Here is a 23,102-nt window from a genome sequence, read left to right on the forward strand (position 1 = left end):
ATAATCTACAGGGGGACTTAAAAATGGAATTACAAGATACTATTTACAAAAGACAAAGTGTAAGAAAATTTAAAGAACAAGATGTTTTAGATGAAGATATTTTGAAAATGGTAAAAGCAGCAGGGGCAGCTCCATCAGGTAAAAACATTCAAAACTGGCATTTTGTAGTTATAAAGCGTCGTGATTTAATGGAAAAGATAGCAGATGTGATAACTAAAAAACAGCAAGAAATACTTGTAGAGATGGATAAAGTATCAGTAGAAAAAGCTAATAGATTTAGAAAATTTGTGCCAAACTTTACTTTATTTTATTTAAAAGCTCCAGTTTTAGTATTAGTTTTTACAAAGGTATACAACCCATCAGGCTATTATGAGTTAGAACTTATAAATGCACCTAAAGAGACTATAGATAAGCTATTTATAAGAAATCCAGGCATGCAAAGTTTAGGAGCAGCAATTGAAAACTTTACATTATCAGCAATTGAACTTGGCTATGGTTCTTGTTGGTTGACAAGCCAGAACTATGCAGCAGATGAGATAGAAGCTGTTTTAGAGAAAGAAACAGGCTTTGAAAAAGGCGAATATTTCTTGGGAGCAATGTTGGCACTTGGAGTACCAGAAGATAATTTAAGAAGTCCATCTAAAAAACCAGTGGAAGACATATGTACATTTATAAAATAAAAACAAGAATTTTTATAAAAAGTAAATAAATTAAAAATAAATATGCAAAAATTAAAAAGTAGATTTTATTGATATTAAATTTATATTTCAGACTGTTGATTTAGTTAATACAATAAGACCTACTTTTTTTGTGTATATTAAAGCAAGTAAATTTAAATCTTTAGAAAATCTTTAGAAAAGTATATATAATATCTTAAGTTTTTAGCTTTAATATTAGATATATAAATAAAGTAAAACAGTATTGAAGTTAAATTAAAGGGAGGGTTCTAAAATGGATATCAAAGATAAGTAATTAGAATAAACCACTATAAATTTATAAAAAAATGGAAAAACTTCTATCATATTGTATAATCATATATGTAAAGGTAGTTTACAAATTAATTGATATAAAGGAGATTAAAATGAATTCATATAATATTTTGGTGGTAGAAGATGAAAAGGAAATAGCAGATGCTATAGAAATATACCTTTTAAATCAAGGGTATAATGTTTTTAAAGGTTACAATGGATTAGAAGGTCTTAAAATTATAGAAAGCCAAGAAATACACTTAGCTATAGTTGATATAATGATGCCTCAAATGGATGGAATAACACTTACAATGAAGCTTAGAGAAAATCATAATTTTCCAGTGATAATGTTATCTGCAAAATCAGAAGAAGTTGATAAAATAATGGGGCTTAACATAGGAGCTGATGATTACGTAACAAAACCTTTTAAGCCATTAGAGTTATTGGCTAGAGTTAATTCGCAACTTAGAAGATATACTAAGTATCTAAATATGATAAAAAATAAAGAAGAAAGTTCAGAAAGTAATGAAGGTGTGTTTGTAATAGGTGGATTAGAATTAAATGAAAATACAAAAGAAGTCAGTATTGATGGAAATTATATAAAAACAACTCCTATAGAATTTAAGATATTGAGTTTACTTATGAGAAATGCAGGAAGGGTTTTTTCTGCAGATGAAATATATGAAAGAGTTTGGAATGAAAATGCTGTAAATACAGATACAGTTATGGTACATGTTAGAAATATAAGGGAGAAGATAGAAATTGACCCAAAAAATCCAAAATATTTAAAGGTGGTGTGGGGTGTTGGATATAAAATCGAAAAAATTTAAGGAAAAATATATAATTAGTGCTATAGTTTTTATACTTATGTTATCAGCATCATTAGGTATGATTAGCCAATATTCGACTATACAGGCAGCTGCTAAAGGTGGAGCTAAAAATCCATTTGAGCAAGAAGGATTTGTAGATGACATATATAAAGGAAGTTATGTTTTATATCACAATATGAAAGAAGAACAAGAAGGTAAGATGATACAACCTTCGAAGCTTTTTTTAAGTGAAGAAACTATAAATTATATAAAAAATGCTAGTAAAGAAAAAAGCACATATGAAGGTTCAGAAACCTATTACACTGATGATAGTATTAATGCAGATTTTAATGAAAAATTTGATGAATGGGAATCTTTTATTAATAATTCAAGTAAAAACTTAAAATATTATTTAGTTGACAAAGAAAATAACTTCGAGCTTTTTAATGAGAATAAAGAATTAAAAGCACTGGATACAACAAAAAATGATGTATCAAAAGAGGAGTCTGATAAAAATCAGCCTCAAGATAAAACTATGAATGATGAGGAAAGACAAGAAAAGATTAAAAGTCTAAAAGCAAATTATAGATTTTATCTTGTAATGAATTTTGATAAAGATGGAAAATTAAATATTGTAGATTCTTATGGAGTAGACCAAAAAATTATCAGTCAAATGTTATTATCTAAATCTAGAGAAGATTTGATGGATACAGATTTAGGTGGCAATTCAATCTCATATAAATTATCTCCAATAAAAAATAAAACATTAGTATATGCTGTACCTAAAGTAATAAGCCAAGATAGTTCATATAGCTCATATAATAATTATGGAATGATTTATAGTAGTGATGATATAAGTGGATATATAAATAATGTAGAGAATAATTCTTATTATAAAATTTCTGCAATGATTATAAAAATCATAATATCTATAGTTGTAATTGTAGCTATAGTATTTCCTTATAGAAAATCTAAAGAGTTATTAGGTTTTGAGATAATTACAAGAATACCATTAGAGTTACTTTTTATTGCCATTGTTATTATACAGGGTATTGTAGATTTATATCCTACTGGTATAATAAGTAACACATTGAATGGAAATTATGTAGAGTATCTAATAAACAACGATATAAGTGGTAAAATGGCAAATATATTAGTAAGCTCAATGAATTTAATTTATTGGTTTGTAATCTTCTCAATAATATTTGTATTTATAGCACTTTTAAAACATATTTTAAACGTTGGAATAAAAGAGTACTTTGTAAAAAATACTTTGACAGGAATGTTTTTAAAATGGTTTAAAAAATCAAGTAAAGTAGTTATTAATCAAGTTAGAATGACAAATTTAAAAGAAAAGCCAAATAAAACTATAGCTATAATTTTAGCAGTAAACTTATTAATTATAGTTATAATGTGTAGTATGTGGTTCTTTGGAATAATACTTGCATTAATTTACTCAGTAGTTTTATTTAAGTTATTGTCAGATTACTCTAAGAAAACAATATGTGAATACAATCAACTTTTAGATGTTACAAAGAAAATTTCAGATGGAAATTTAGAAGTAAATATGGAAGACGATCTAGGGTTCTTTAATCCTATCAAAGATGAGCTTGGGAATATTCAATCTGGATTTAAAAAAGCTGTCGATGAAGAAGTTAAAAGTCAAAAAATGAAAACAGAGCTTATATCAAATGTATCACATGACTTAAAAACACCTTTGACATCTATAATCACTTATATAGATTTACTAAAGGATGAAAATATAACAGATGAAAATCGTAAAATGTATATTGATACATTGGATAGAAAGTCACAAAGGCTACAACACTTAATAGAAGACTTGTTTGAAGTGAGTAAGGTGAATAGTGGAGATGTACACTTAAACATAGTAAATGTAGATATTATATCTCTAATGAAACAGACATTACTGGAACTAGATGATAAGATATCAGAGTCATCCCTGAAAGTAAAAAATAATTTTTCTAGTGAAAAAATAATATTACCATTAGATAGTCAACGCACATTCAGAGTATTTGAGAATCTTATAATAAATATAAGTAAATATGCAATGCCAGGTTCAAGAGTATATATTGATATTTTAGAAACAGATAGACAAGTAAATATCATGCTTAGAAACATGTCATCAACTGAAATTGATTTTAGTGTAGATGATATTATGGAGAGATTTGTAAGGGGAGATAAGTCACGTAATACAGAAGGATCTGGGCTTGGTCTAGCAATAGCAAAAAGTTTTGTAGAGCTACAAGGTGGTAAAATGAAGATAGATATAGATGGAGATTTATTTAAAGTTACAATTACTTTTAATAAAAACTAAGTTAGATTTTTATCACAGATTATAACTATAGAATTTGCAAAATAAAATTTTTTAAGAGTGCTATTTTAAAGTAGCACTCTTTTTATTGCTTTACATTGATTAATTATCTTGTATAGAATACTATGGAATCTCTCAGAAATTTTGCTAGCCCAGGCTGTTCCTTATCATAATATGATGTAAAACGTTCATCAACTACATACATCTCGGCTAAAGCGGCATGAGCTTCCTTAGAGTAGGTATTCCAAGTGTAGCTTAACCATTTATGATGTAATCTCGCAACTTCTTGAGAAAGTTCATTAGATGCATCACCAGTTTCAAAAGCTTTTTTGAGTTTACTAATTATCTCAGCACTTAAATCTTGCCAATCTTCATAATCTTTTTTAGACATATTTCTAAATTTTTTATTTGATTGATTGATTACATCTTCACCATATTTTTCCCTAATTTCAGTTCCATAATTTTTTTCATTTTCATCAATCATCTTTTCTTTAAAACCTTCAAATTTTTCTGAATCTGTCATAATGTATTTTCCCTCCTTTAATGCTATAGTTTTAGTTACATTTTCTATCAGCAAGTCAATTTGTTTTCTTTTAGCTAGTAATTTGCTATGATGCTCTTTTAATGCACTTAAACTGTCAAAAGTTGGTGAATTTATAATGTTTTTTATATTTTCTAAGCTAATGCCTAACTCTCTATAAAAAAGTATTTGTTGTAGTTTATTAACTTCATTTTGACCATATATACGATAACCTGAGGAATTTATTTTAAGTGGCTTAAGAAGCTCAATTTCATCATAGTATCTAAGGGTTCTAGTACTTATACCAGCTATTTTACTTAATTTCTGAACTGTATATTCCATAAGTAATACCTCCTATAAATTAAATATACACTTTTACGTAACGTCAATGTCAATATATTAAAATATAAAAATTTATATCTTTTAATAAAAATATAAAAAAATATCTTTATTGGATATTTTAATCATAAGTGTCAATAATCACTAGTGAAAATTAAAAAATAAAATTTATAGATTATTTTTATCAAAAGATAGAGAATCTATAACCTGGGAGGAATTGTATGAATTTAAAAAGAAGCAAAGAAAAACGTGAAGAATATAGAAGGCTGTATTCAGATAAAGAAAGTTTTTTAAGTTTGATTCAAAATTTTACAAGTGTCTCAATAGCAAAAGAATTAACTCTTAAAAATATAGAGTTAGAAACATCTTTTATATGTGAATATAAAGGAAAGGAAGTAGATATAATTTATAAAGTTTTTTCTAAAAATCGTAAAATTTCACACTATATAGTGTTGGAGTTTCAAACAGAAATGGATACAGAGATTGTACCAAGGCTAAAATCATACAGAGAGCAAATTTGGAAAAGCTTTATAATGAAAAAGAGCCTTGAAGAAATTGAGAGTAAAGACTTTAAACTTCCAAAAGTTATACCAGTAATTCTATATAGTGGACCCGAAAGGTTAAGTAAAAAAAGAGGTATTTTAGATATTATAGAATCTGTATCAGAAGATAATAATAATTCCAGTATAAAAAATTAAAATTACATAATGTGTTTATCGGTCTAAAATGGGAACTTATCGCATAAACTTAAATATGAAAATATTTGTAGATACAAGTTCTATGTGGAGGTGTTCCATGAGAAATAACAAGTCTAAGGTATTGCTAGGAATACTGTGTCTAGCAACAGGAATGGCAGTAATTTTATCAATGTTGCTTCCTGGCTGGATTTGGTCAGCACTTACCGCATTAATACTTATTGGATGTGGAGCATTATTATTTTTTTGTTAAAATAATTTTAACTATAAAGTGTGGGGTGAGTATTGATGAAAGTAGTAACAATAAAGTTACCAAAATGGATTTCAAACATAGTTTTAAAATTTATGAGAAAGAGTAAAAATGATTAAATTTAAAAAGCCTACTTTCGGAAGTAGGCTTTTAAACGTGGCTATTAAGCTCTTTCAATTTTACCAGAACGTAAACATCTAGTACAAACTTTTACTCTCTTAGGAGCTCCATCTATAATCGCTCTTACGCTTCTTAAATTAGCTGACCATGTTCTTTTATTATGTTTATTTGAGTGTGATACTTGGTTTCCAGAAACCTTACCTTTACCACATACGCTACATACTTTTGCCATCTACGCACACCTCCTTAAAATGATAACTATTTAAAGACTAAAAACATATTTATATTATCATAAATAACAAAAATTTGCAATAGAAATATATATTTGCCTTACATATATTGAAGAATTTCTTATTATCATATAAAATTATATATATAATTTTATATAAAGTAAATATATTTGGAAAATAATTATTATTTTTCTTTAAATATATAGACAATACAAGAAATTTTATCCAAAAACTTTTCTAGGTTTAAATTATACCATATTTATAGTATGATATGATTATAATTTTATATAATAAATAAGTAAAAATAGTAAAAAATAAATTAAGAAACATTTTTAATAAAAATAAACTTAAGGGGGTCAACCATGAGTGCAAAGGTAATGAATCAATATGGAAGTATAGAAATAGATAATCAAGTAATAGCTCAAGTCACATATAGAGCTGCAATGGAAAGTTATGGTCTAGTAGGTTTGGCATCTAAATCTAAAGGAATAGTAGAATTATTAAAAGGTGAAAATGCTACTAAAGGTGTTAGAGTAGAAGAAGTAGAAGAAGATGCCATAGCAATAGAACTTTATGTTATAATACAATATGGTACAAATATATCTACAGTTGCAAATAACATAATAGATAGAGTTAAATATGTAGTTGAAAAGATGACTGGCGTAAGAGTCACTAAAATTGATATTAATGTACAAGGAATAAGAGTTAAGTAATTTTATAGGAGGAAAGAAATGATTCAGTATATAGATGGTAAAAGGTTAAGAGAGATGTTCATTTCAGGTGCAAACAATCTCCAAAACAATAAAGATTTAGTTGACAAATTAAATGTATTCCCTGTACCAGATGGAGATACAGGGACTAATATGTCCTTAACTATATCTTATGCCTTAAAAGAGTTAGCGAAAGTAGACAATGATAGTATATCAGACATCGGAAAAGCATTATCTAAAGGCTCTTTAATGGGTGCAAGAGGAAACTCAGGAGTTATACTTTCACAAATAATTAGAGGTATAGCTAAGTCTATAGAGGGAAAAAATAAATTATCAACAGATGATTTAGCAAAAGCTTTTAAAAATGGTTCTGATACAGCTTATAAAGCTGTAATAAAACCAATTGAAGGAACTATACTTACTGTAGTTAGAGAGAGCGGAGAGTTTGCAGTAAAAGCTGCTAAAAAAGAAAAAGATGTAGTAAAGTTTTTAAGTATGCTTGTAAAGGAGTCAAACGCTTCACTAGAAAGAACTCCAGACCTTCTAAAAAATCTGAAGGATGCTGGTGTAGTTGATTCTGGAGGAAAAGGGCTTGTACTTATATATGAAGGTATGTTAGCTTCTATAAAAGGTAACGATATAGAAATAAAAAGCGCTAGCCTAGACACTAATGTTGCAACAAACATAGACTTCCCAAAGAATAGCATTAGTACAGATGATATAAAATACTGTTATTGTACAGAATTTATACTAGAAAGTTCTAAAGTAGAAGATACTAAAATACGAGATATAATGATGGCCTATGGTGATAGTTTAGCAGTAGTTGGAGATGATGGAGTCATAAAGGTACATGTACACACTAATGACCCAGGAAACGTGCTTCAAGAAGCTCTAAAGTATGGTCAATTATTAACTATAAAAATAGAAAATATGAAGTTACAACATGAAAATACAATATTAGAAGTAGAAGAAAAAAAAGAAAATGATAGTGAGCCTTTAGAAGAAGAAAGAGAATTTGGATTCATAGCGACTTCTATGGGTGAAGGATTAGCAAATATATTTAAAGATTTTGGTGTTGACCATATAATAGAAGGTGGTCAAACTATGAATCCAAGTACTGAAGACTTTATGAATGCCATAAAGGATATAAATGCTAAAAATATATTTATTTTCCCAAATAACAGCAATATAATAATGGCTGCTAACCAAGCTAAAGAATTGAGTGATAAAAATATAATAGTTATACCTACAAAAAACACACCTCAAGGATTTGCTGCATTAGTAACCTTTAATGGAGAATTAAGTGAAGATGAAAATGAAGAAGCTATGATGAATGCTTTAAATTCAGTTAAATCAGGTCAAGTAACTTTTGCTGTTAGGGATACAGTAATGAATGAAATTGATGTTAAAGAAGGTAATATAATTGGAATTGCAGAAGGTAAATTATTATCAGCAGGGGATTATGTAGATGAAGTAACATCAAATCTTATTGAAAAATTGGTTGATGAGGATACTGCTATAATAACTTTATTCTTTGGTGAAGATGTTACAGAATCTCAGGCAAATGAACTTCGTACTTCTTTAGAAGAAAAATTTGCAGATGTAGATGTAGAATTATATTATGGAGGACAACCTCTTTATTATTACTTAATTTCAGTTGAATAATGATTATAAGAACCTGTATGACCATGTAGCTTTTATAAAGTTGGTTGTACAGGATTTTTGTGTAGTAGGTGATATATTTGTTGGATTTATATAAAGATGTTCAATATGTTAAGGGAATAGGCCCTAAAAAGGCATATAAGCTAAATAAGCTGGGTATATTCACATTAAAGGACCTATTGTATTATTTTCCAAGGCAATTTGAAGATAGAAACAATCTTAAGAAAATAGCACAATTGGAGAATGATGAAAAAGCTACAATAAAAGCAGTAATATCAAGTATAAATACATTTAGTCCAAAAGAAGGAATGACTTTAACAAAGATTGACGTAAAAGATGAAACTGGTTCGGCTAAGTTAGTATTTTTTAATAAAACTTATATAAAAAATACATTTAGACCTGGAGATTCAATATTAGTTTTTGGAAAAGTTAAGAAAAGATTTAATAACTTAGAACTTACATCATGTGAATTAGAATATCTTACTAATTCACCTAAAAATACATGTAGATTTATGCCTGTGTATCAACTTACATATGGTGTTACAAATAAAGAAATTATGAGTATAATTAAGACTGTACTTGAAGATAAGGAATTGATTATACAAGAATATATGCCACAAAGAATTATAGAAAAATATAGATTATGTAACATAGATTTTGCAGTTAGAAACATTCATTCACCAAGCAATAAAGAATCGTTAAAAATAGCCTTATATAGAATTGTATTTGAAGAATTACTTATATTACAGTTGGGACTGTTTGTATTTAAAAGTGGAAGAAATAAAGAAAATGGAATAAAATTTACAATAAGTGAAAGTTTAAAAAATATAATAAGTTCTTTACCATTTAAATTAACTAAAGCTCAGAATAGAGCATTAGATGAAATTCTAAATGATATGAATTCCGATAAAATAATGAATAGATTGGTTCAAGGTGATGTAGGTAGTGGTAAAACAGTAGTTGCTCTCTTAGCACTTGCAAATTGTGTTTTAAATGGTTATCAAGGAGCTTTGATGGCACCTACAGAGATATTAGCAGGACAACATTATATTTCACTTACTGAAACCTTAAAAGATTTTGGCATAAATGTAGGCTTATTAATAGGTAGCCTTACAAAAAAACAAAAAGATACGGTATTAGAACAAATTAAAAATAATGAAATTGATATATTGATAGGAACACATGCATTAATTGAAGATAAAGTTGAATTTAATAATATTGGTCTGGTTATAACAGATGAACAGCATCGATTTGGAGTTATGCAAAGAAGTAGACTTTCATTAAAAGGAATAAATCCAGATATACTAGTAATGACAGCTACACCAATACCAAGAACATTAGCACTTATACTTTATGGAGATTTAGATATTTCTATTATAGATGAACTCCCACCAGGGAGACAGCCAATAGAAACACTTGCTATTGAAAAGAGCAAGAGAGATAGAGCTTATAACAACCTAGTAAGAAGAGAAGTTGAATCGGGAAGACAAGTATATATTGTATGTCCACTAGTGGAAGAAAGTGAAGCAATAGAAGCTAAGTCAGCTGTTGAATTAGTAGAGGAATTAAGGGCTGAATATTTCTCAGATTTAAGGCTTGGACTTCTTCATGGAAAAATGAAATCAAGTGAAAAAGATGAAGTAATGAGTAACTTTAAGAATAGAGAAATAGATATTTTGGTTTCGACGACAGTTATAGAAGTTGGTGTCAATGTGCCAAATGCAACTCTAATGATAATAGAGAATGCTGAAAGGTTTGGTCTTGCACAATTACATCAGCTTCGAGGTAGAGTTGGAAGAGGAAGCCATAAGTCATATTGTGTACTGATTTACGACTCTAAAACAGATGTATGCAGGCAGAGAATGTCTATAATGGAAGAAACAAATGATGGATTTAGAATTTCAGAAAAGGATTTAGAAATAAGAGGACCTGGAGAATTTTTTGGGACTAGACAACATGGACTTCCAGAATTAAAAGTAGCAAATTTGTTTAAGCACATAAAAATATTAAAATTAGCACAACAGGAAGCACGATATATATTAGGTGAAGATAATAATCTACAATTGAAAGAGAATATTCCACTTAAAAAGGAAATTATAGATAAATTTAAAGATACATTGGAAGAAATTTCATTAAATTAATTTTAATTTATGTTAAAATATTATTGATGTAAGAATGTGCTGAAGGGAGATTGTCATATTGAGAGTAATTTCAGGAAAAGCAAGAGGATTAAAATTAAATACTCCAAAAAATGAAGATGTAAGGCCAACAACAGATAGAGTAAAAGAGTCTTTATTTAATATAATAAATTCATATATAATGGAAAGTGAAGTTCTAGATTTATTTGCTGGAACGGGTTCTTTAGGGATAGAATGTTTGTCCAGAGGTGCAAAAGCATGCACTTTTGTAGATATTAGTAAAGAAAGTATAGAAATTGTTAAATCTAATATAAAAAAAGCAAGGGTTGAAAATGAGAGTTTTATTTTAAACCTTGATTTTAAAACTGCTATAGATAAGCTTAAGTTACAAAATAGTAAATTTGACATAATTTTTATGGACCCTCCATATTATAAAAATATGTTTATAGAAGCTATTGAAAAAATTGATAATTCCAATTTGTTGAATGAAGATGGAATAATAGTTGTAGAGCATGATACTAATGATTTATTTCCAGATAAAATAAGTAAGTTAGAGAAAACTAAAGATAAAAAATATGGAAATACTACATTAACTTTTTATAAGGTGGAGGCATAAGATGGAAAATAAACCTAGAAAAGCTATATTTGCAGGAAGCTTTGACCCAATTACTAATGGACATTTAGATATTATTTGCAGGGCTTCGAAGTTATTTGACGAATTACAAATAGGAGTCCTAAATAATCCTAATAAAAAAGGTCTATTTAGCTTTGAGGAAAGAGTAGAACTTATAAAAAAAAGTACAAGCCATCTAGAGAATATAAAAGTTGTAACTTTTGATGGACTATTAATAAATTACTGTCAAGAAAATGGAATTGGAGCACTAGTTAGAGGTGTAAGAAGTGGTGCTGATGTTGATTATGAACTTCAAATGGCTCATATGAATAGAGAGCTTAATCCAGATATAGAGACTATAATTTTACCAAGCTGTACAAAGTATTCATTTATAAGTTCATCTTTAATAAAAGAGGTTTTGCTCTTTGATGCTGATATAAAAAATTTGGTTCCAAAAATTGTTTTGGAAGAATTAAAGAAAAAAACTACTGGGGGTAATTGATATATGAAGATAGATTTGGAAATGATTGAACTATTTGATCAGTTAGAGGAGATATTTAGAAGTGCTTCTACAATTCCTTTTTCACATAAATGTACTGTAGACAAGGATGAAGTTTTGGCAATAGTTAATGATATAAGAACTTTAATACCGGAGGAAGTAACACAGGCAGTTTGGATAAATAAAGAAAGAAATAAAATAATAAGCCAAGCTAAACAAGATGCTACAAACATAGTTGAGCAAGCACAAAAAGAAGCTGAAAGAATACAACAAGAATATCAGGAAAATATAGAAGAATTAAAGAAAAATTCTGAAGATGTAGTAAAAGCATATGTAGAGTCAAGTGAACCTGTTGTACAAGCAGACCAAAGAGCTAAGGATATAGTTGACAGGGCTGAAAGAATAGCTAATGAGATAAGAATTGGTTCAATTGAATATGCAGAAGATGTGCTTTCTAGTGTTGAGTATAATTTAAAAGAAATATTAGAAGAAATAAAAAGAGATAAAGCTGAACTTAGACCTAAAAAATAAATTTTTTTAAGTAGGTAAAAACAGGCCATATAATTATATGGTCTGTTTTTTATGTAGCAATTTAATAAAAGAGATTTTAAAATTAAAAATTTCACTAAAAAATTCTAGTTTATCTTAACTATATTGATTGCATTAAAAAATAAAAATGACAATATTACTATAGAAAAAAACTATAATAAAAAAAAACATATAGAAAAAACTGATTAGACAAGAAATACATGCTTTGATAATATTTTAAATGGAGTAAAATTATGTAGAATTACAATGAAAAAAGAAAAACCAAACAAGATGGAGGGAATTAAGGTGAGTATGTTGAAAAAATTGTGTTCGCTAGCTATGGTGGCAATTATGACTACAACACTTATAACTGGGTGTTCAAATGGTAGTGGAAAAGATGCAAAAAAGGATGGAGAAAAAGAAAAGCTAGTTCTTTGGATGCCACCAGTAGAAGATAATATGAAGGAAGTTTGGGACCCTATTTTAGATAAATTTGAGGAAAAAAATAACTGTGAAGTAGATTTACAGATAATTCCTTGGGAAAATTATTCAGAAAAATTTGCAACAGCCATAAGTGCTGATGAAGGCCCTGATGTTGGATATATGTATGCAGAAATGTATCCTCAGTTTATACAAAGTGGAGCAGTAGAAGATTTAACTAACTATGCAACTAAAGAAGATAAAGAACAATCTATTTACATAAAAACATCTGAAATGATGGGTGGAATGTATGGAATGCCTTTCCAAGCAGCAAATCCAGGTGTATTATACTATAACAAAGATATTCTAGATAAAATAGGAGAAAAACCTCCTAAAACATGGGAAGACTTTAAAAGAATCTGCCAAAAAGCAACAAAGGATACTGATGGCGATGGAAAAATAGACCAATGGGGATTAGCTCAAGGATGGGGAGCTAAAACTTTTGGTAACATGAACTGGAACTGGTATCCATATTTATGGCAAGCTGGTGGAGATATATTTAATGACGATTTAAAATCAGTTAAATTTAACGATAAGAGTGGTTTAGAAGCGGCTAATTTCTTAAAAGAATTACAAGCATATGTACCTGAAGATTCTTTATCTAAAGATAGTAATGAAATGGTAGAAAGTGTATTTGGACCAGGGAAAGCAGCATTTACTATAATGTTATCTTCTGCTGCAACAAGTGTATTTGATAAGTCATTTCCAGATTTAAATTGGGGATTTGTAACTGGTTTAGAAGATAAGAAAGCTGCAACTTTTGGAGCAGTAGACCATTTATCTTTAATGTCATCAGCAAAAGATAAAAAACTTGCATATAAATTAATACAATATATGTTAAGTGTTGAATCAATGACAGAATTCCATAAAGCAATACCAAGAGCACCAATAACAAAAGGTGAACCATATCAAGGTGATGAAAGATTTAAAGAAATGGTTGAAAATGATAAGGATGTATATAGACCATTGGTAGTAGGACCGCATGGTGTTGAAATATATGAATATTTATGGAAAGAACTTCAAACTATGATTTCAGGAGATAAAACTCCAAAACAAGCGTTAGATGATGCTGCAAAATATTCAAATGATTTATTAGCACAATAAAAGTTTAAGGCTGTAAGATGTTATAAAATACTTTACAGATTAAAATTAGCATTGTATTTATAAGTACAATGCTAATATTTATATTGGAGAGGATAAAAATGAATAACTTAGTTAGAGAGTTTGAAGAAAATTCAAAAAGAAAAAAAATAAAATTAAATATTAAACCATATATATACATATTACCATTAGGCATAATTTTAGTGGCATTTTATGTATTACCAATAATAATGTCAATATACTTTAGCTTTACAAAGTATAATATTATTAGTCCAGCAACATTTATAGGTTTAGAAAATTACAAAAAATTATTCACAGATGAAACATTAAAAGTATCCATTATAAATACGATTAAATTTGCTGTTGTAGTAGTGCCTTGCCAGACTATTTTATCATTGATTTTGGCTGTTTGGATTACAGGAAAAGGAAATAGTAAAATAGCCTCATTTGCTAAAGGAGCTATTTTTATACCTGTATTATCATCTATGGTTTTGATTGGTATGGTATGGAGAGCTTTATTAAATGGAGAAGGTTCAATTATATATCAATTATTAGGTGCTTTTGGAATAGAGTCATCCAAACTTTTGGGAGATAGTAAGACAGCACTTCCTACACTTATGTTTATATCTATGTGGAAAAATATAGGATATTTTATGGTAATTTATATTTCAGCTATAATGAATTTACCAAAACATTGTTATGAAGTGGCAAAGGTTGATGGAGCTACAAAACTTCAAGAATTTATGAAAATAACAGTTCCCTTACTAAAACCAACTACAATAATGGTTGTGTTTTTAGGAACAATATGGTCGTTACAAGTGTTTGACTTGGTTTATACTGTGACAGGTGGAGGTCCAGGTATATCTACTATGAGTATAGTTATGCACGCATTTAACTTAAACTTTAAAAACTTTAATTCTGGATATGCAATGACTGTAGCAAATGTATTATTTTTGTTGATAGCAGTAGTTTCAATTTTACAAAATAAGCTTGTAAAACGAGACAGTTCAGATTTTTAGAAAGGTAGGTATAATATGAAAACAACAAAGAGATTATTGAGTGATGGGTTGCTGTTATTTATAGCATGTGCAAGCTTAGTACCATTTATATATATGTTGATAATATCATTAAAAGTAACATATAATTCGTACAATTTGGATATATCTTTTTCAACAGTAACACTTCAAAACTATATAGATATATTTACTAAAAAAGGATTTACGCAATATTTTTTAAACACAGCTATAGTATCTTTTTCAGGGGTACTGTTAAACTTAGTATTTAGTACATTAGCAGGGTATTCTTTTGCGAAGATGGATTTTAAAGGTAGTGATAAGTTATTTTTATTTATGATAATGACTTTAATTATACCATCTCAAGTTACAATGATACCACTTTATATAATAATGAAACACTTAGGATGGATAAATAGTTATTTGGCTCTTATTATGCCAATACCAACTGCATTTGGTGTATTTATAATGAGGCAAGCTATTTTAGGAGTACCAAAAGAACTCTTAGAATCAGCAAAAATAGATGGTTGTTCAGACCTTAGAATTTTAGTACAAATAGTGTTACCTCTAATCAAACCAGCATTAATTACACTAGCTATATTTACTTTTATGGGAGCATGGAATGAGTTTATGTGGCCTCTTATAGCAACAACTAAAGATGCAATGAGGACATTAACAGTAGGATTATCAACGCTTAAGACATTCCAAATAACGAATTATGGACAAATGATGGCAGGAGCAACAATAACATTTTTACCTCCATTTATTTTCTATTTAATTTTACAAAGTAAATTTGTTGAAGGGGTATCTTTATCTGGTATAAAAGGTTAAACAGTCTAATTTAAAAATACAAAATAAAACTTATAGATGCGGAGGAAATTAAAACATGGAAATTTCATATGTATTGAAAGATTGCACATTTAAACACAATAAATACTCAGTTATAGAAGCTGAAACTTGGGAACATAAGGATTTAAATATTGTAGTAGCTAAAGGTGAAAAATTTGCCTTTCAAATTATGTTGAAAGCCACAGAAGAATTTAATTGCACAATTGATAGTAGTAGTGCTATATCATGGAAAGGCTTGGGAAATAGAGTAAGATTAGGACTAAATGTGCCTGATGGATTAGAAAACAATTTTAGTATAAATATATTAGGATATGTTCAAGATGATACAAAAGCATTTGTAAATGATGCTATTTTGAGAGATAAAGATGTACTAGTGGAACAATATTTGCCTCAAACGTTTTGGATTGAAGGACAAGTACCTGAGGATTTTTTAGGAAATAACCTTAATATAAGTATTGATATACTTAAAAGCTTTGGATATGAAGATGAAGAAAAAGTTTGTACAGTTGATGTACCTATAGCAGTAAAAAATGTTGTGTTAAAGCCTTTAGACGAAAGTAAATTCTTTTTAGATTTATGGCAACATCCAAGTTGTCTAGCTAGAATGTATAAAGTTGAATTGTGGTCTGATATACATTTTGAGATAATAGATAATTATCTCAAAGAATTAGCGTCTTTAGGAGAAAAAGTTGCAACAGTTATAGTTTCAGATTATCCATGGGCAGGTCAAAGTTGTTATAAAGTTTATAAGAATCCATCAAACTTATATGAATATAATATGGTAGGTGTATCAAAAGATTTAGATGGAAATATCAAGTGTAATTTTGAAAGCATGGACAAGTATATAAGTATAGCTAGTAAGTACAAAATGGCTCAGGAGATAGATTTGTTTGGTCTGTTGGGTAATTGGTGTGCTGGAGAATTTGGAAACCCAATAGAGGGCTACAAAGACCCTATAAGAGTAAGATACTTTGATGAAAAAGATAAAGTGTTTAAATTTATAAATAATACAGATGATTTAAAAGAGTATATAGGATTAGTATTAAATCATTTAATAGAATGTGAGTTATGGGATAGTGTGAGAATTATAGCTGATGAACCAAATAATCCAGAGGTTGTAAAAGAGTGTATCGAATTTATAAATTCTACTGTAAGTACTCATCAAGTTAAATATAAATCAGCAACTCATGACCAAAACTTTTTAGATAGAGCTAAAGATGAAGTTGATGATATGTCAATAAATTTAAAACTTACTATTCAAAATTATAAAGATATAGAAAATCTAAAGAAAAAAATGCATGATAAAGACGGAATATTGACTTGGTTTGTTTGTTGTTTCCCAGAAAAACCAAATAGTTTTATAAGTTCTCCTTTTGTAGAAAATAGAATAATAGGGTGGTACACTTATTATTTTGGTCTTGATGGATTTTTAAGATGGGATTATAATTTATGGACAGAAGACCCTTGGAAAGATGCAAGTTATAAATTCCCTATTTGGAAAGCTGGAGATATGTTCTTTGTTTATCCTGGAAAAGACTTAAAGCCTGTTAGAAGTGTTAGAATGGAAAACTTAAGATTTGGTATACAAGATTTTGAGTTATTTACTATGCTAGAAAAAGAAAAGGGAAGAGAATATATAGAAGTTGAGCTTATGCAAACTTTATTAAATAAAAAAGAAAATGCTGAGATTAAAGGTTTTGGAAATATAGAACTTGGATATTCACTAGATAATTGTGGATATGATAAAGTTAAAAAACAAGTTTTAGATTTGTTAGATAAATAAATTATATAGGTAATATTAATTAACTTAATATAGAAGTAATTACTTAGAATTGATTTGGATAAAATCTATATTGAAAGAATTAGGTTTTGGAAATAAAAATCTGACAGTGCATTAACTGTCAGATTTTTACTTTATTGATTTATTAATTTAAAACACTATATTTATTAAAAAATGCTACTATTTAAGAAATGTTTTTCTTATTGAATACTTCTTTATCGACCTTTCCAAGTGATTTACCTACAGTAATTGAAGATACCATAGCACCATTGACATTTATCATTGTACGCCCCATATCCAGTATAGGGTCTATTGCTAGTATTCCACCAACTAATGGGAAATAAGAGCCAAGACCTACTCCAGAAATAACAACCGAAACAGCTATTGTAGCAGTTCCTGGAAGTCCTGCTATTCCAAGTGAACTAATTGTTATAACAATTAATAACATAACATAAAAACTGATATCCATATTTACTCCAGCCATATTAGCAAGAGTAACAGCCATCAAAGCAGGATATATGCCAGCACAACCATTCATACCCATATTTGCACCTAAACTTGCTGTAAAGCTTGATACACCCTCATCAACTCCGTGATTTTGCACTAAACTTTCTATCGTGACAGGCAATGTTCCTAAACTAGAGCGTGAAGTAAATGCTAGAAGTAGAGCTTCTGTTGAATTTTTTATATAAGTAATAGGATTTAAGCCATTTAAAGTTATAAAAATTAAATGTATAACAAATAATATTGCAACTGCTATATAAAGAGCCAATATAAAATGTAATACAGAAACTATTGAACTAATACCTTGTGAAGTTATTGTATTTGCAAGTAGTGCAACTACAGCATATGGCATAAATTTGATAACAGTCATAGATACACTAACAATTATTTTATAAGATGCTTCTATAAAATCTATAAATGGTTTTATAGTTTCAAAGTGTTTTTTACTTAATCTCTTTATTGAGGTACCTATAAATGTAGCAAATATTATTGTAGCTACGATATTTCCATTTGCCATAGCCATTACAGGGTTTGATGGCAATAACCCTCTTAAAGTATCTACAAGAGAATTTATTTCCTTCAGTTCTTGATTTCCTCCTAAACTGGATAAATCAGTTCCTACTCCTAATTTCATTGTGTTTGCAACAACAATTCCGACAATTGCTGCTATAGCAGTAGTAATAAGGAGCATTCCTAGAGATTTAAATGTTAAAGTTCCAAGATTATTATCTTTCATGTTAATAATTACTTTTATAATTGATAAGAAAACCAAAGGTATTACTAACATTTTTAATAAGTCCATAAATCCAGAACCAAATAAACTATACCATTTGCTTACCTCTTGTAACCAAGTAATTTGAGTTGTATCAGTAGGAAAACCAGCAAAAGCTTGAATAATAATTCCTAATATAAGACCAATTATTGTAGAATATATTGTTCTTAATGAAAATTTGATTTTTTTCTTTTCAAATTGTCTAACAATAAAAAATATACCTATAAGTAGTACTATGAAAAAAATCGTTTTAAAATCTGTAATCATAAGAAATTGTGATAAGAATGAGCTTTCCAATATTTTTTCTCCTTTGTCTAAAAATAAATTTTTCTAAGTTTAAATGATATCAATATATTAAAAAAATGTCAATGTTATATCACAATTTACTGAGATAGAATAAAATAATTTAATTTATGGAAATGTGATTAAATGGATTTGAATGGGGTATAATATATGTTTAAAGACTTTGAACTAGGGTAAGAAATATAGAAATAACTTTTGGGAAATTTGATTTCAAACGAAAAAACGTTAAAAAAATAACTAAAAATTATTATAAAAATATATACATAGAATAGATATCAAATGAAAAGTTTAAAATAAGTAGAGAAATTAATTAGACGTCTAAGGAGAGATAGAATGAGAGTAATAATAATTGGTGGTGTTGCAGCTGGTATGAGTGCTGCAGCGAAATTAAAAAGAATTAAACCTGAATATGAGGTTGTAGTTTATGAAAAAACAGAAATAGTGTCTTTTGGAGCTTGTGGGTTGCCATATTTTGTAGGTGGTTTTTTTGATGATGCTAATGATTTGTTGGCAAGAACACCTGAAAAACTTAGAGAATCTGGTATTGATTTAAAGATATTTAGAGAAGTTGTTGCAGTTGATACTGAGTCTAAGAAAATAAAAATAAAAAATGTAAAAACAGATGAGATATACGAAGATTACTATGATAAATTGATGATAGCAACTGGGGCAAGAAGCATACTGCCTCCTATAAAAAATATAAATTTAAAAAATGTTTCTACACTAAAAAGCCTATATGATGGAGAATATCTAAAAAAATTATTAAGTAGAAAAGAAATAAAAAAAGTAACTATAATAGGTGCTGGATTTATAGGATTAGAAGCTGTTGAAGCATGTAAGAAGTTGGGTAAAGACGTACATGTAGTTCAATTGGAAGAGAGAATATTACCACAAGTATTTGATAAGGAAATTACAGATGTCTTAGAAGAAGAAATAAGGAATCATGATGTCAAATTGCATTTGGATGAGATAGTTGTAGAACTATCTGGAAAAGATAAAGTGGAAAAAGTAATAACCAATAAAGGTGAAATAGATACAGATGCTGTGATAATTGCTACTGGTGTAAAACCTAACACGGAATTTTTACAAAATACAAATATAAAAACATTAAAAAATGGAGCTATAGTAGTTGATGAGTATGGAAGAACTTCTGTTGAAGATATATATTCTGCTGGCGATTGCGCAACTATAAAGAATATAGTGAGTAATGAAAATGCATATATACCTTTAGCAACTGGAGCAAATAAATTAGGTAGGATAGTAGGAGAAAATTTAGCAGGTAAAGAAGTTTCTTATCAAGGTTCTCTATCTTCAAGTTGTATAAAAGTTATGGATATGGAGGCTGCTTCAACTGGAATTACAGAGAAACAAGCTAATGATTTAGGATTAAACTTTAAATCCAAATTTATTTCTGATTATAATCAAACTCACTATTACCCTGGAAGAAATAAAATATATGTAAAACTTATTTACGATGCAGAGACAAAAGTTATTTTAGGTGGACAAGTGGCTGGTTTTAAAGATGCTGTTCAGAGAACTAATGTGTTGGCAGCTGCTATCTTTGGAAAAATGACTACAAGTCAACTTGGGATGTTAGATTTATGTTATGCTCCACCATTTGCAAGAACCTGGGATGTATTAAATGTAGCTGGAAATGTATCTAAATAATTTTATCTAAGTAACTATTAATAATCAAGTAATTATTAATAAATTAAATAATAGTAATAAATATTAAAGGAATGAATTTACCCTGAAATAATTTTATCTAAGGTAAGCTCATTCCTAAATTTTTATTAAGGATAATTTTTACTAAAACTATAAAATTAATTTTTAATCAAAATTTAAATGTAAACTAAGTCTATCCTCACCAATAATCGTATTTTCAAAAACATTAGTAGCATTTTCTAAGTACATGTTAGGCATATCTAATGATGGGCTAAAGTGTGTCAATAAAAGTTGCTTAACATTTCCTAGTTTTGCAAGGTTTGCAGCTTCTCTAAACGTCATATGCTTATTTTTGACAGCTTTTGAAATATCTAAATCATCACCATACATAGCTTCACATATAAACAAATCACTATCTTTTATAAAGTTAGGTATTGAGTCTATAGGTCTTGTATCTGTTATAAGACTTACTTTAACTCCTTTTCTTGATTCTCCTAAAACCATGTCTGGAGTATATTTTTTTGAATTTAAAACTATACTTTGACCATCTTGAAGCTTTTTCCATATTGTTTTAGGAACTTTATTTTGAGTTGCTTTATTTATATCAAATTTAGGATTTCTTTTAAAATTAAAACTGTATCCTATACATTCTATAGAGTGTTCTAAATGGATTGTTGAAATCTCTATGTTTTTCAAATACTCATTATCTAAAGAAAAACTACCTTGAGGATTTTCTATGATTTTTAAAGTATAAGGTATATATTCTACTAAATTTCTCATAGAACGGATACAATCAATTATTCCAATAGGCCCAACTATAGTTAAATCACTTGTACGACCACTATTTCCAATCGTTGATAGAAGTCCTAAAAGTCCAAATATATGGTCACCATGTAAATGTGTTATACAAATCAAGTCTATATCTTTAAAGCCACATTTTTTCAACTTCATAGATACTTGAGTGCCTTCACCACAGTCAATTAGTATTTTTCTACCTTTATAGTTCATAAATACAGAAGACAGAAATCTATGTGGCATGGGTACATTTCCACCACATCCAAGTAAAGTTAAATCTATCATTTTTTCCCCTTTCTAAAATTAACACAAATCTGTTGTTTGTTTTTATTATGATATCCTATTATAATTATTTTAACATTAAATACAACAATAAATGTGTATTTGAGTCAAGAAATATTAGTAAATAGAAATTTTGTATAATAGTATACAAAAACTCTATAAGTAGAAGTTTACATTTATTTTAAAAAAATTTATAGGAGGTAAATCTAATGAAATTATTGAAGAAAATCACTATTTTATCATTGATGATATTGACTTTAGCTGGATGCAGTAATGGGGAAAGTAAAAAAAAAGTTGAAGGTTCTAACAATATTCAAAATTCTAAGAAAGAAGAGCAAGCTATTGTAGTACATAAAGATGAAAATATATTAAAAGATAGGTATGAACCACCAAAAGGATTTAAAAGGGTTGATGTAGAAAAAGGTAGTTTTGAAAGTTTTTTAAGGAATACTAAGTTGAAAAATTATGGTGAAAAAGTCAAGTATTACGATGGTAGAACTAAGGAATCAAAAGGCATCTATGATAGTGTATTCGATGTTGATATTGGTGATAGAGACTTGCATCAATGTGCAGATGCAATTATGCTTATGAGAGCAGAATACCTGTATCAGAATAAGAGATATGATGAAATAAGCTTTGATTTTGTGGATGGTTTTAAGGCTAAGTATTCAAAATGGGCAGAAGGTTATAGGATTTCAGTAAAAGATAGTGGTTCAAGTTGGTATAAAGCAAGTGAATATTCAACATCATATGAGAGTTTTAGAAAGTTTATGGATATAGTATTTGCTTATTCAGGCACTTTATCACTTGAAAAAGAATTAAAACCTGTACAACTTGATGATATGAAAATAGGGGATGTTTTTATAGTTGGAGGCAGTCCAGGACATGCAAGTATAATTATGGATATGGCAAAAAATGAAAAAACTGGAGAAAAGGTCTTTATGATAGCTCAAAGTTATATGCCTGCTCAACAAACTCAGCTTCTTATTAATCGTAAACAACCAAATTTAAGTCCTTGGTATAACTTGAATTTTGAGGGAGATTTAACAATTCCTCAATGGACTTTTAAAAGAGACCAGTTAAAAAGGTTCTAAAAAAATACATATAAAATAAATGAAAAATATAAGTGTGAAAAAATGTAATTA

At 28.3% G+C, this 23,102-nt stretch carries 21 protein-coding genes; 17 read left to right on the forward strand and 4 right to left on the reverse strand.

The features are described from left to right. Window positions 1–23 precede the first annotated feature (23 nt). From KGF50_RS07160 to KGF50_RS07170, 3 genes are all read left to right on the forward strand, one after another. A complete protein-coding gene (locus KGF50_RS07160; protein ID WP_227847427.1) occupies window positions 24–680 on the forward strand; it encodes a nitroreductase family protein in 657 nt (218 codons plus the stop codon). Between the two features lie 401 nt (window positions 681–1,081). Further along, window positions 1,082–1,798 carry a response regulator transcription factor gene (locus tag KGF50_RS07165; protein ID WP_227828127.1) on the forward strand — a complete coding sequence of 239 codons (717 nt, stop codon included), beginning with the start codon at window positions 1,082–1,084 and terminating at the stop codon, window positions 1,796–1,798. Beyond that, complete coding sequence (locus tag KGF50_RS07170; RefSeq protein ID WP_227847428.1) at window positions 1,770–4,112, forward strand: sensor histidine kinase; 2,343 nt, start codon at window positions 1,770–1,772, stop codon at window positions 4,110–4,112. Before KGF50_RS07165 ends, KGF50_RS07170 begins: the two co-directional genes overlap by 29 nt. 103 nt (window positions 4,113–4,215) lie before the next feature. Here KGF50_RS07170 and KGF50_RS07175 read toward each other — a convergent pair whose 3' ends face one another. Further along, a complete protein-coding gene (locus tag KGF50_RS07175; protein WP_227847429.1) occupies window positions 4,216–4,971 on the reverse strand; it encodes a MerR family transcriptional regulator in 756 nt (251 codons plus the stop codon). A 218-nt stretch (window positions 4,972–5,189) separates the two neighbouring features. Here KGF50_RS07175 and KGF50_RS07180 point away from each other — a divergent pair, with 218 nt between their 5' ends. Together KGF50_RS07180 and KGF50_RS07185 are read left to right on the forward strand one after the other, a co-directional pair. Beyond that, entirely contained in the window at window positions 5,190–5,666 is a 477-nt protein-coding gene (locus KGF50_RS07180; RefSeq protein ID WP_227847430.1) for an Rpn family recombination-promoting nuclease/putative transposase, read from the forward strand. A 97-nt stretch (window positions 5,667–5,763) separates the two neighbouring features. Beyond that, the gene (locus KGF50_RS07185; RefSeq protein WP_009893656.1) at window positions 5,764–5,916 is read left to right on the forward strand and encodes a hypothetical protein; all 153 of its coding nucleotides are present in this window, start codon (window positions 5,764–5,766) and stop codon (window positions 5,914–5,916) included. A 160-nt stretch (window positions 5,917–6,076) separates the two neighbouring features. On the opposite strand, the gene rpmB is transcribed toward KGF50_RS07185, so the two are convergent. After that, complete coding sequence (rpmB, locus tag KGF50_RS07190) at window positions 6,077–6,265, reverse strand: 50S ribosomal protein L28 (RefSeq protein WP_003416297.1); 189 nt, start codon at window positions 6,263–6,265, stop codon at window positions 6,077–6,079. Window positions 6,266–6,625: 360 nt separating this feature from the next. Between rpmB and KGF50_RS07195 the strand changes: the two genes are divergently transcribed. From KGF50_RS07195 to KGF50_RS07240, 10 genes are all read left to right on the forward strand, one after another. Next, complete coding sequence (locus tag KGF50_RS07195) at window positions 6,626–6,976, forward strand: Asp23/Gls24 family envelope stress response protein (protein WP_227432491.1); 351 nt, start codon at window positions 6,626–6,628, stop codon at window positions 6,974–6,976. 18 nt (window positions 6,977–6,994) lie between these two features. Further along, window positions 6,995–8,638, forward strand: a complete 1,644-nt coding sequence (locus tag KGF50_RS07200) for a DAK2 domain-containing protein (RefSeq protein ID WP_227847431.1) — start codon at window positions 6,995–6,997, stop codon at window positions 8,636–8,638. A gap of 80 nt (window positions 8,639–8,718) precedes the next feature. After that, a complete protein-coding gene (recG, locus tag KGF50_RS07205) occupies window positions 8,719–10,776 on the forward strand; it encodes an ATP-dependent DNA helicase RecG (RefSeq protein WP_227847432.1) in 2,058 nt (685 codons plus the stop codon). Between the two features lie 58 nt (window positions 10,777–10,834). Further along, the gene (gene rsmD, locus KGF50_RS07210) at window positions 10,835–11,389 is read left to right on the forward strand and encodes a 16S rRNA (guanine(966)-N(2))-methyltransferase RsmD (protein ID WP_227847433.1); all 555 of its coding nucleotides are present in this window, start codon (window positions 10,835–10,837) and stop codon (window positions 11,387–11,389) included. 1 nt (window position 11,390) lies between these two features. Beyond that, on the forward strand, window positions 11,391–11,888 hold the full coding sequence (coaD, locus tag KGF50_RS07215) for a pantetheine-phosphate adenylyltransferase (protein WP_227847434.1): 498 nt from the start codon (window positions 11,391–11,393) through the stop codon (window positions 11,886–11,888). A 3-nt stretch (window positions 11,889–11,891) separates the two neighbouring features. Beyond that, the gene (locus KGF50_RS07220) at window positions 11,892–12,416 is read left to right on the forward strand and encodes a hypothetical protein (protein ID WP_227432496.1); all 525 of its coding nucleotides are present in this window, start codon (window positions 11,892–11,894) and stop codon (window positions 12,414–12,416) included. A 264-nt stretch (window positions 12,417–12,680) separates the two neighbouring features. Beyond that, window positions 12,681–13,997 carry an ABC transporter substrate-binding protein gene (locus KGF50_RS07225; RefSeq protein ID WP_227847435.1) on the forward strand — a complete coding sequence of 439 codons (1,317 nt, stop codon included), beginning with the start codon at window positions 12,681–12,683 and terminating at the stop codon, window positions 13,995–13,997. Window positions 13,998–14,095: 98 nt separating this feature from the next. Then, window positions 14,096–15,013, forward strand: coding sequence for a carbohydrate ABC transporter permease (locus tag KGF50_RS07230; protein WP_227847436.1), 918 nt, complete (start codon window positions 14,096–14,098; stop codon window positions 15,011–15,013). Between the two features lie 15 nt (window positions 15,014–15,028). Then, window positions 15,029–15,838, forward strand: a complete 810-nt coding sequence (locus KGF50_RS07235) for a carbohydrate ABC transporter permease (RefSeq protein WP_227432498.1) — start codon at window positions 15,029–15,031, stop codon at window positions 15,836–15,838. A 55-nt stretch (window positions 15,839–15,893) separates the two neighbouring features. After that, window positions 15,894–17,639, forward strand: coding sequence for a DUF4091 domain-containing protein (locus KGF50_RS07240; protein ID WP_227847437.1), 1,746 nt, complete (start codon window positions 15,894–15,896; stop codon window positions 17,637–17,639). A 181-nt stretch (window positions 17,640–17,820) separates the two neighbouring features. Here KGF50_RS07240 and KGF50_RS07245 read toward each other — a convergent pair whose 3' ends face one another. Continuing rightward, window positions 17,821–19,209 carry a cation:dicarboxylate symporter family transporter gene (locus tag KGF50_RS07245; protein ID WP_227847438.1) on the reverse strand — a complete coding sequence of 463 codons (1,389 nt, stop codon included), beginning with the start codon at window positions 19,207–19,209 and terminating at the stop codon, window positions 17,821–17,823. 339 nt (window positions 19,210–19,548) lie between these two features. Here KGF50_RS07245 and KGF50_RS07250 point away from each other — a divergent pair, with 339 nt between their 5' ends. Further along, window positions 19,549–20,883 (forward strand): CoA-disulfide reductase, encoded by a 1,335-nt coding sequence (locus tag KGF50_RS07250; RefSeq protein ID WP_227847439.1) that lies wholly within the window; start codon window positions 19,549–19,551, stop codon window positions 20,881–20,883. A gap of 162 nt (window positions 20,884–21,045) precedes the next feature. Here KGF50_RS07250 and KGF50_RS07255 read toward each other — a convergent pair whose 3' ends face one another. After that, entirely contained in the window at window positions 21,046–21,960 is a 915-nt protein-coding gene (locus tag KGF50_RS07255; protein WP_227847440.1) for a ribonuclease Z, read from the reverse strand. A gap of 206 nt (window positions 21,961–22,166) precedes the next feature. Here KGF50_RS07255 and KGF50_RS07260 point away from each other — a divergent pair, with 206 nt between their 5' ends. Beyond that, window positions 22,167–23,051: a DUF4846 domain-containing protein gene (locus KGF50_RS07260; RefSeq protein WP_227847441.1), complete on the forward strand. Its 885-nt coding sequence runs from the start codon at window positions 22,167–22,169 to the stop codon at window positions 23,049–23,051. The last annotated feature ends 51 nt before the right edge of the window (window positions 23,052–23,102 follow it).

It is taken from the genome of Clostridioides sp. ZZV15-6598, from assembly GCF_020657705.1.
Taxonomy (GTDB): domain Bacteria; phylum Bacillota; class Clostridia; order Peptostreptococcales; family Peptostreptococcaceae; genus Clostridioides; species Clostridioides difficile_F.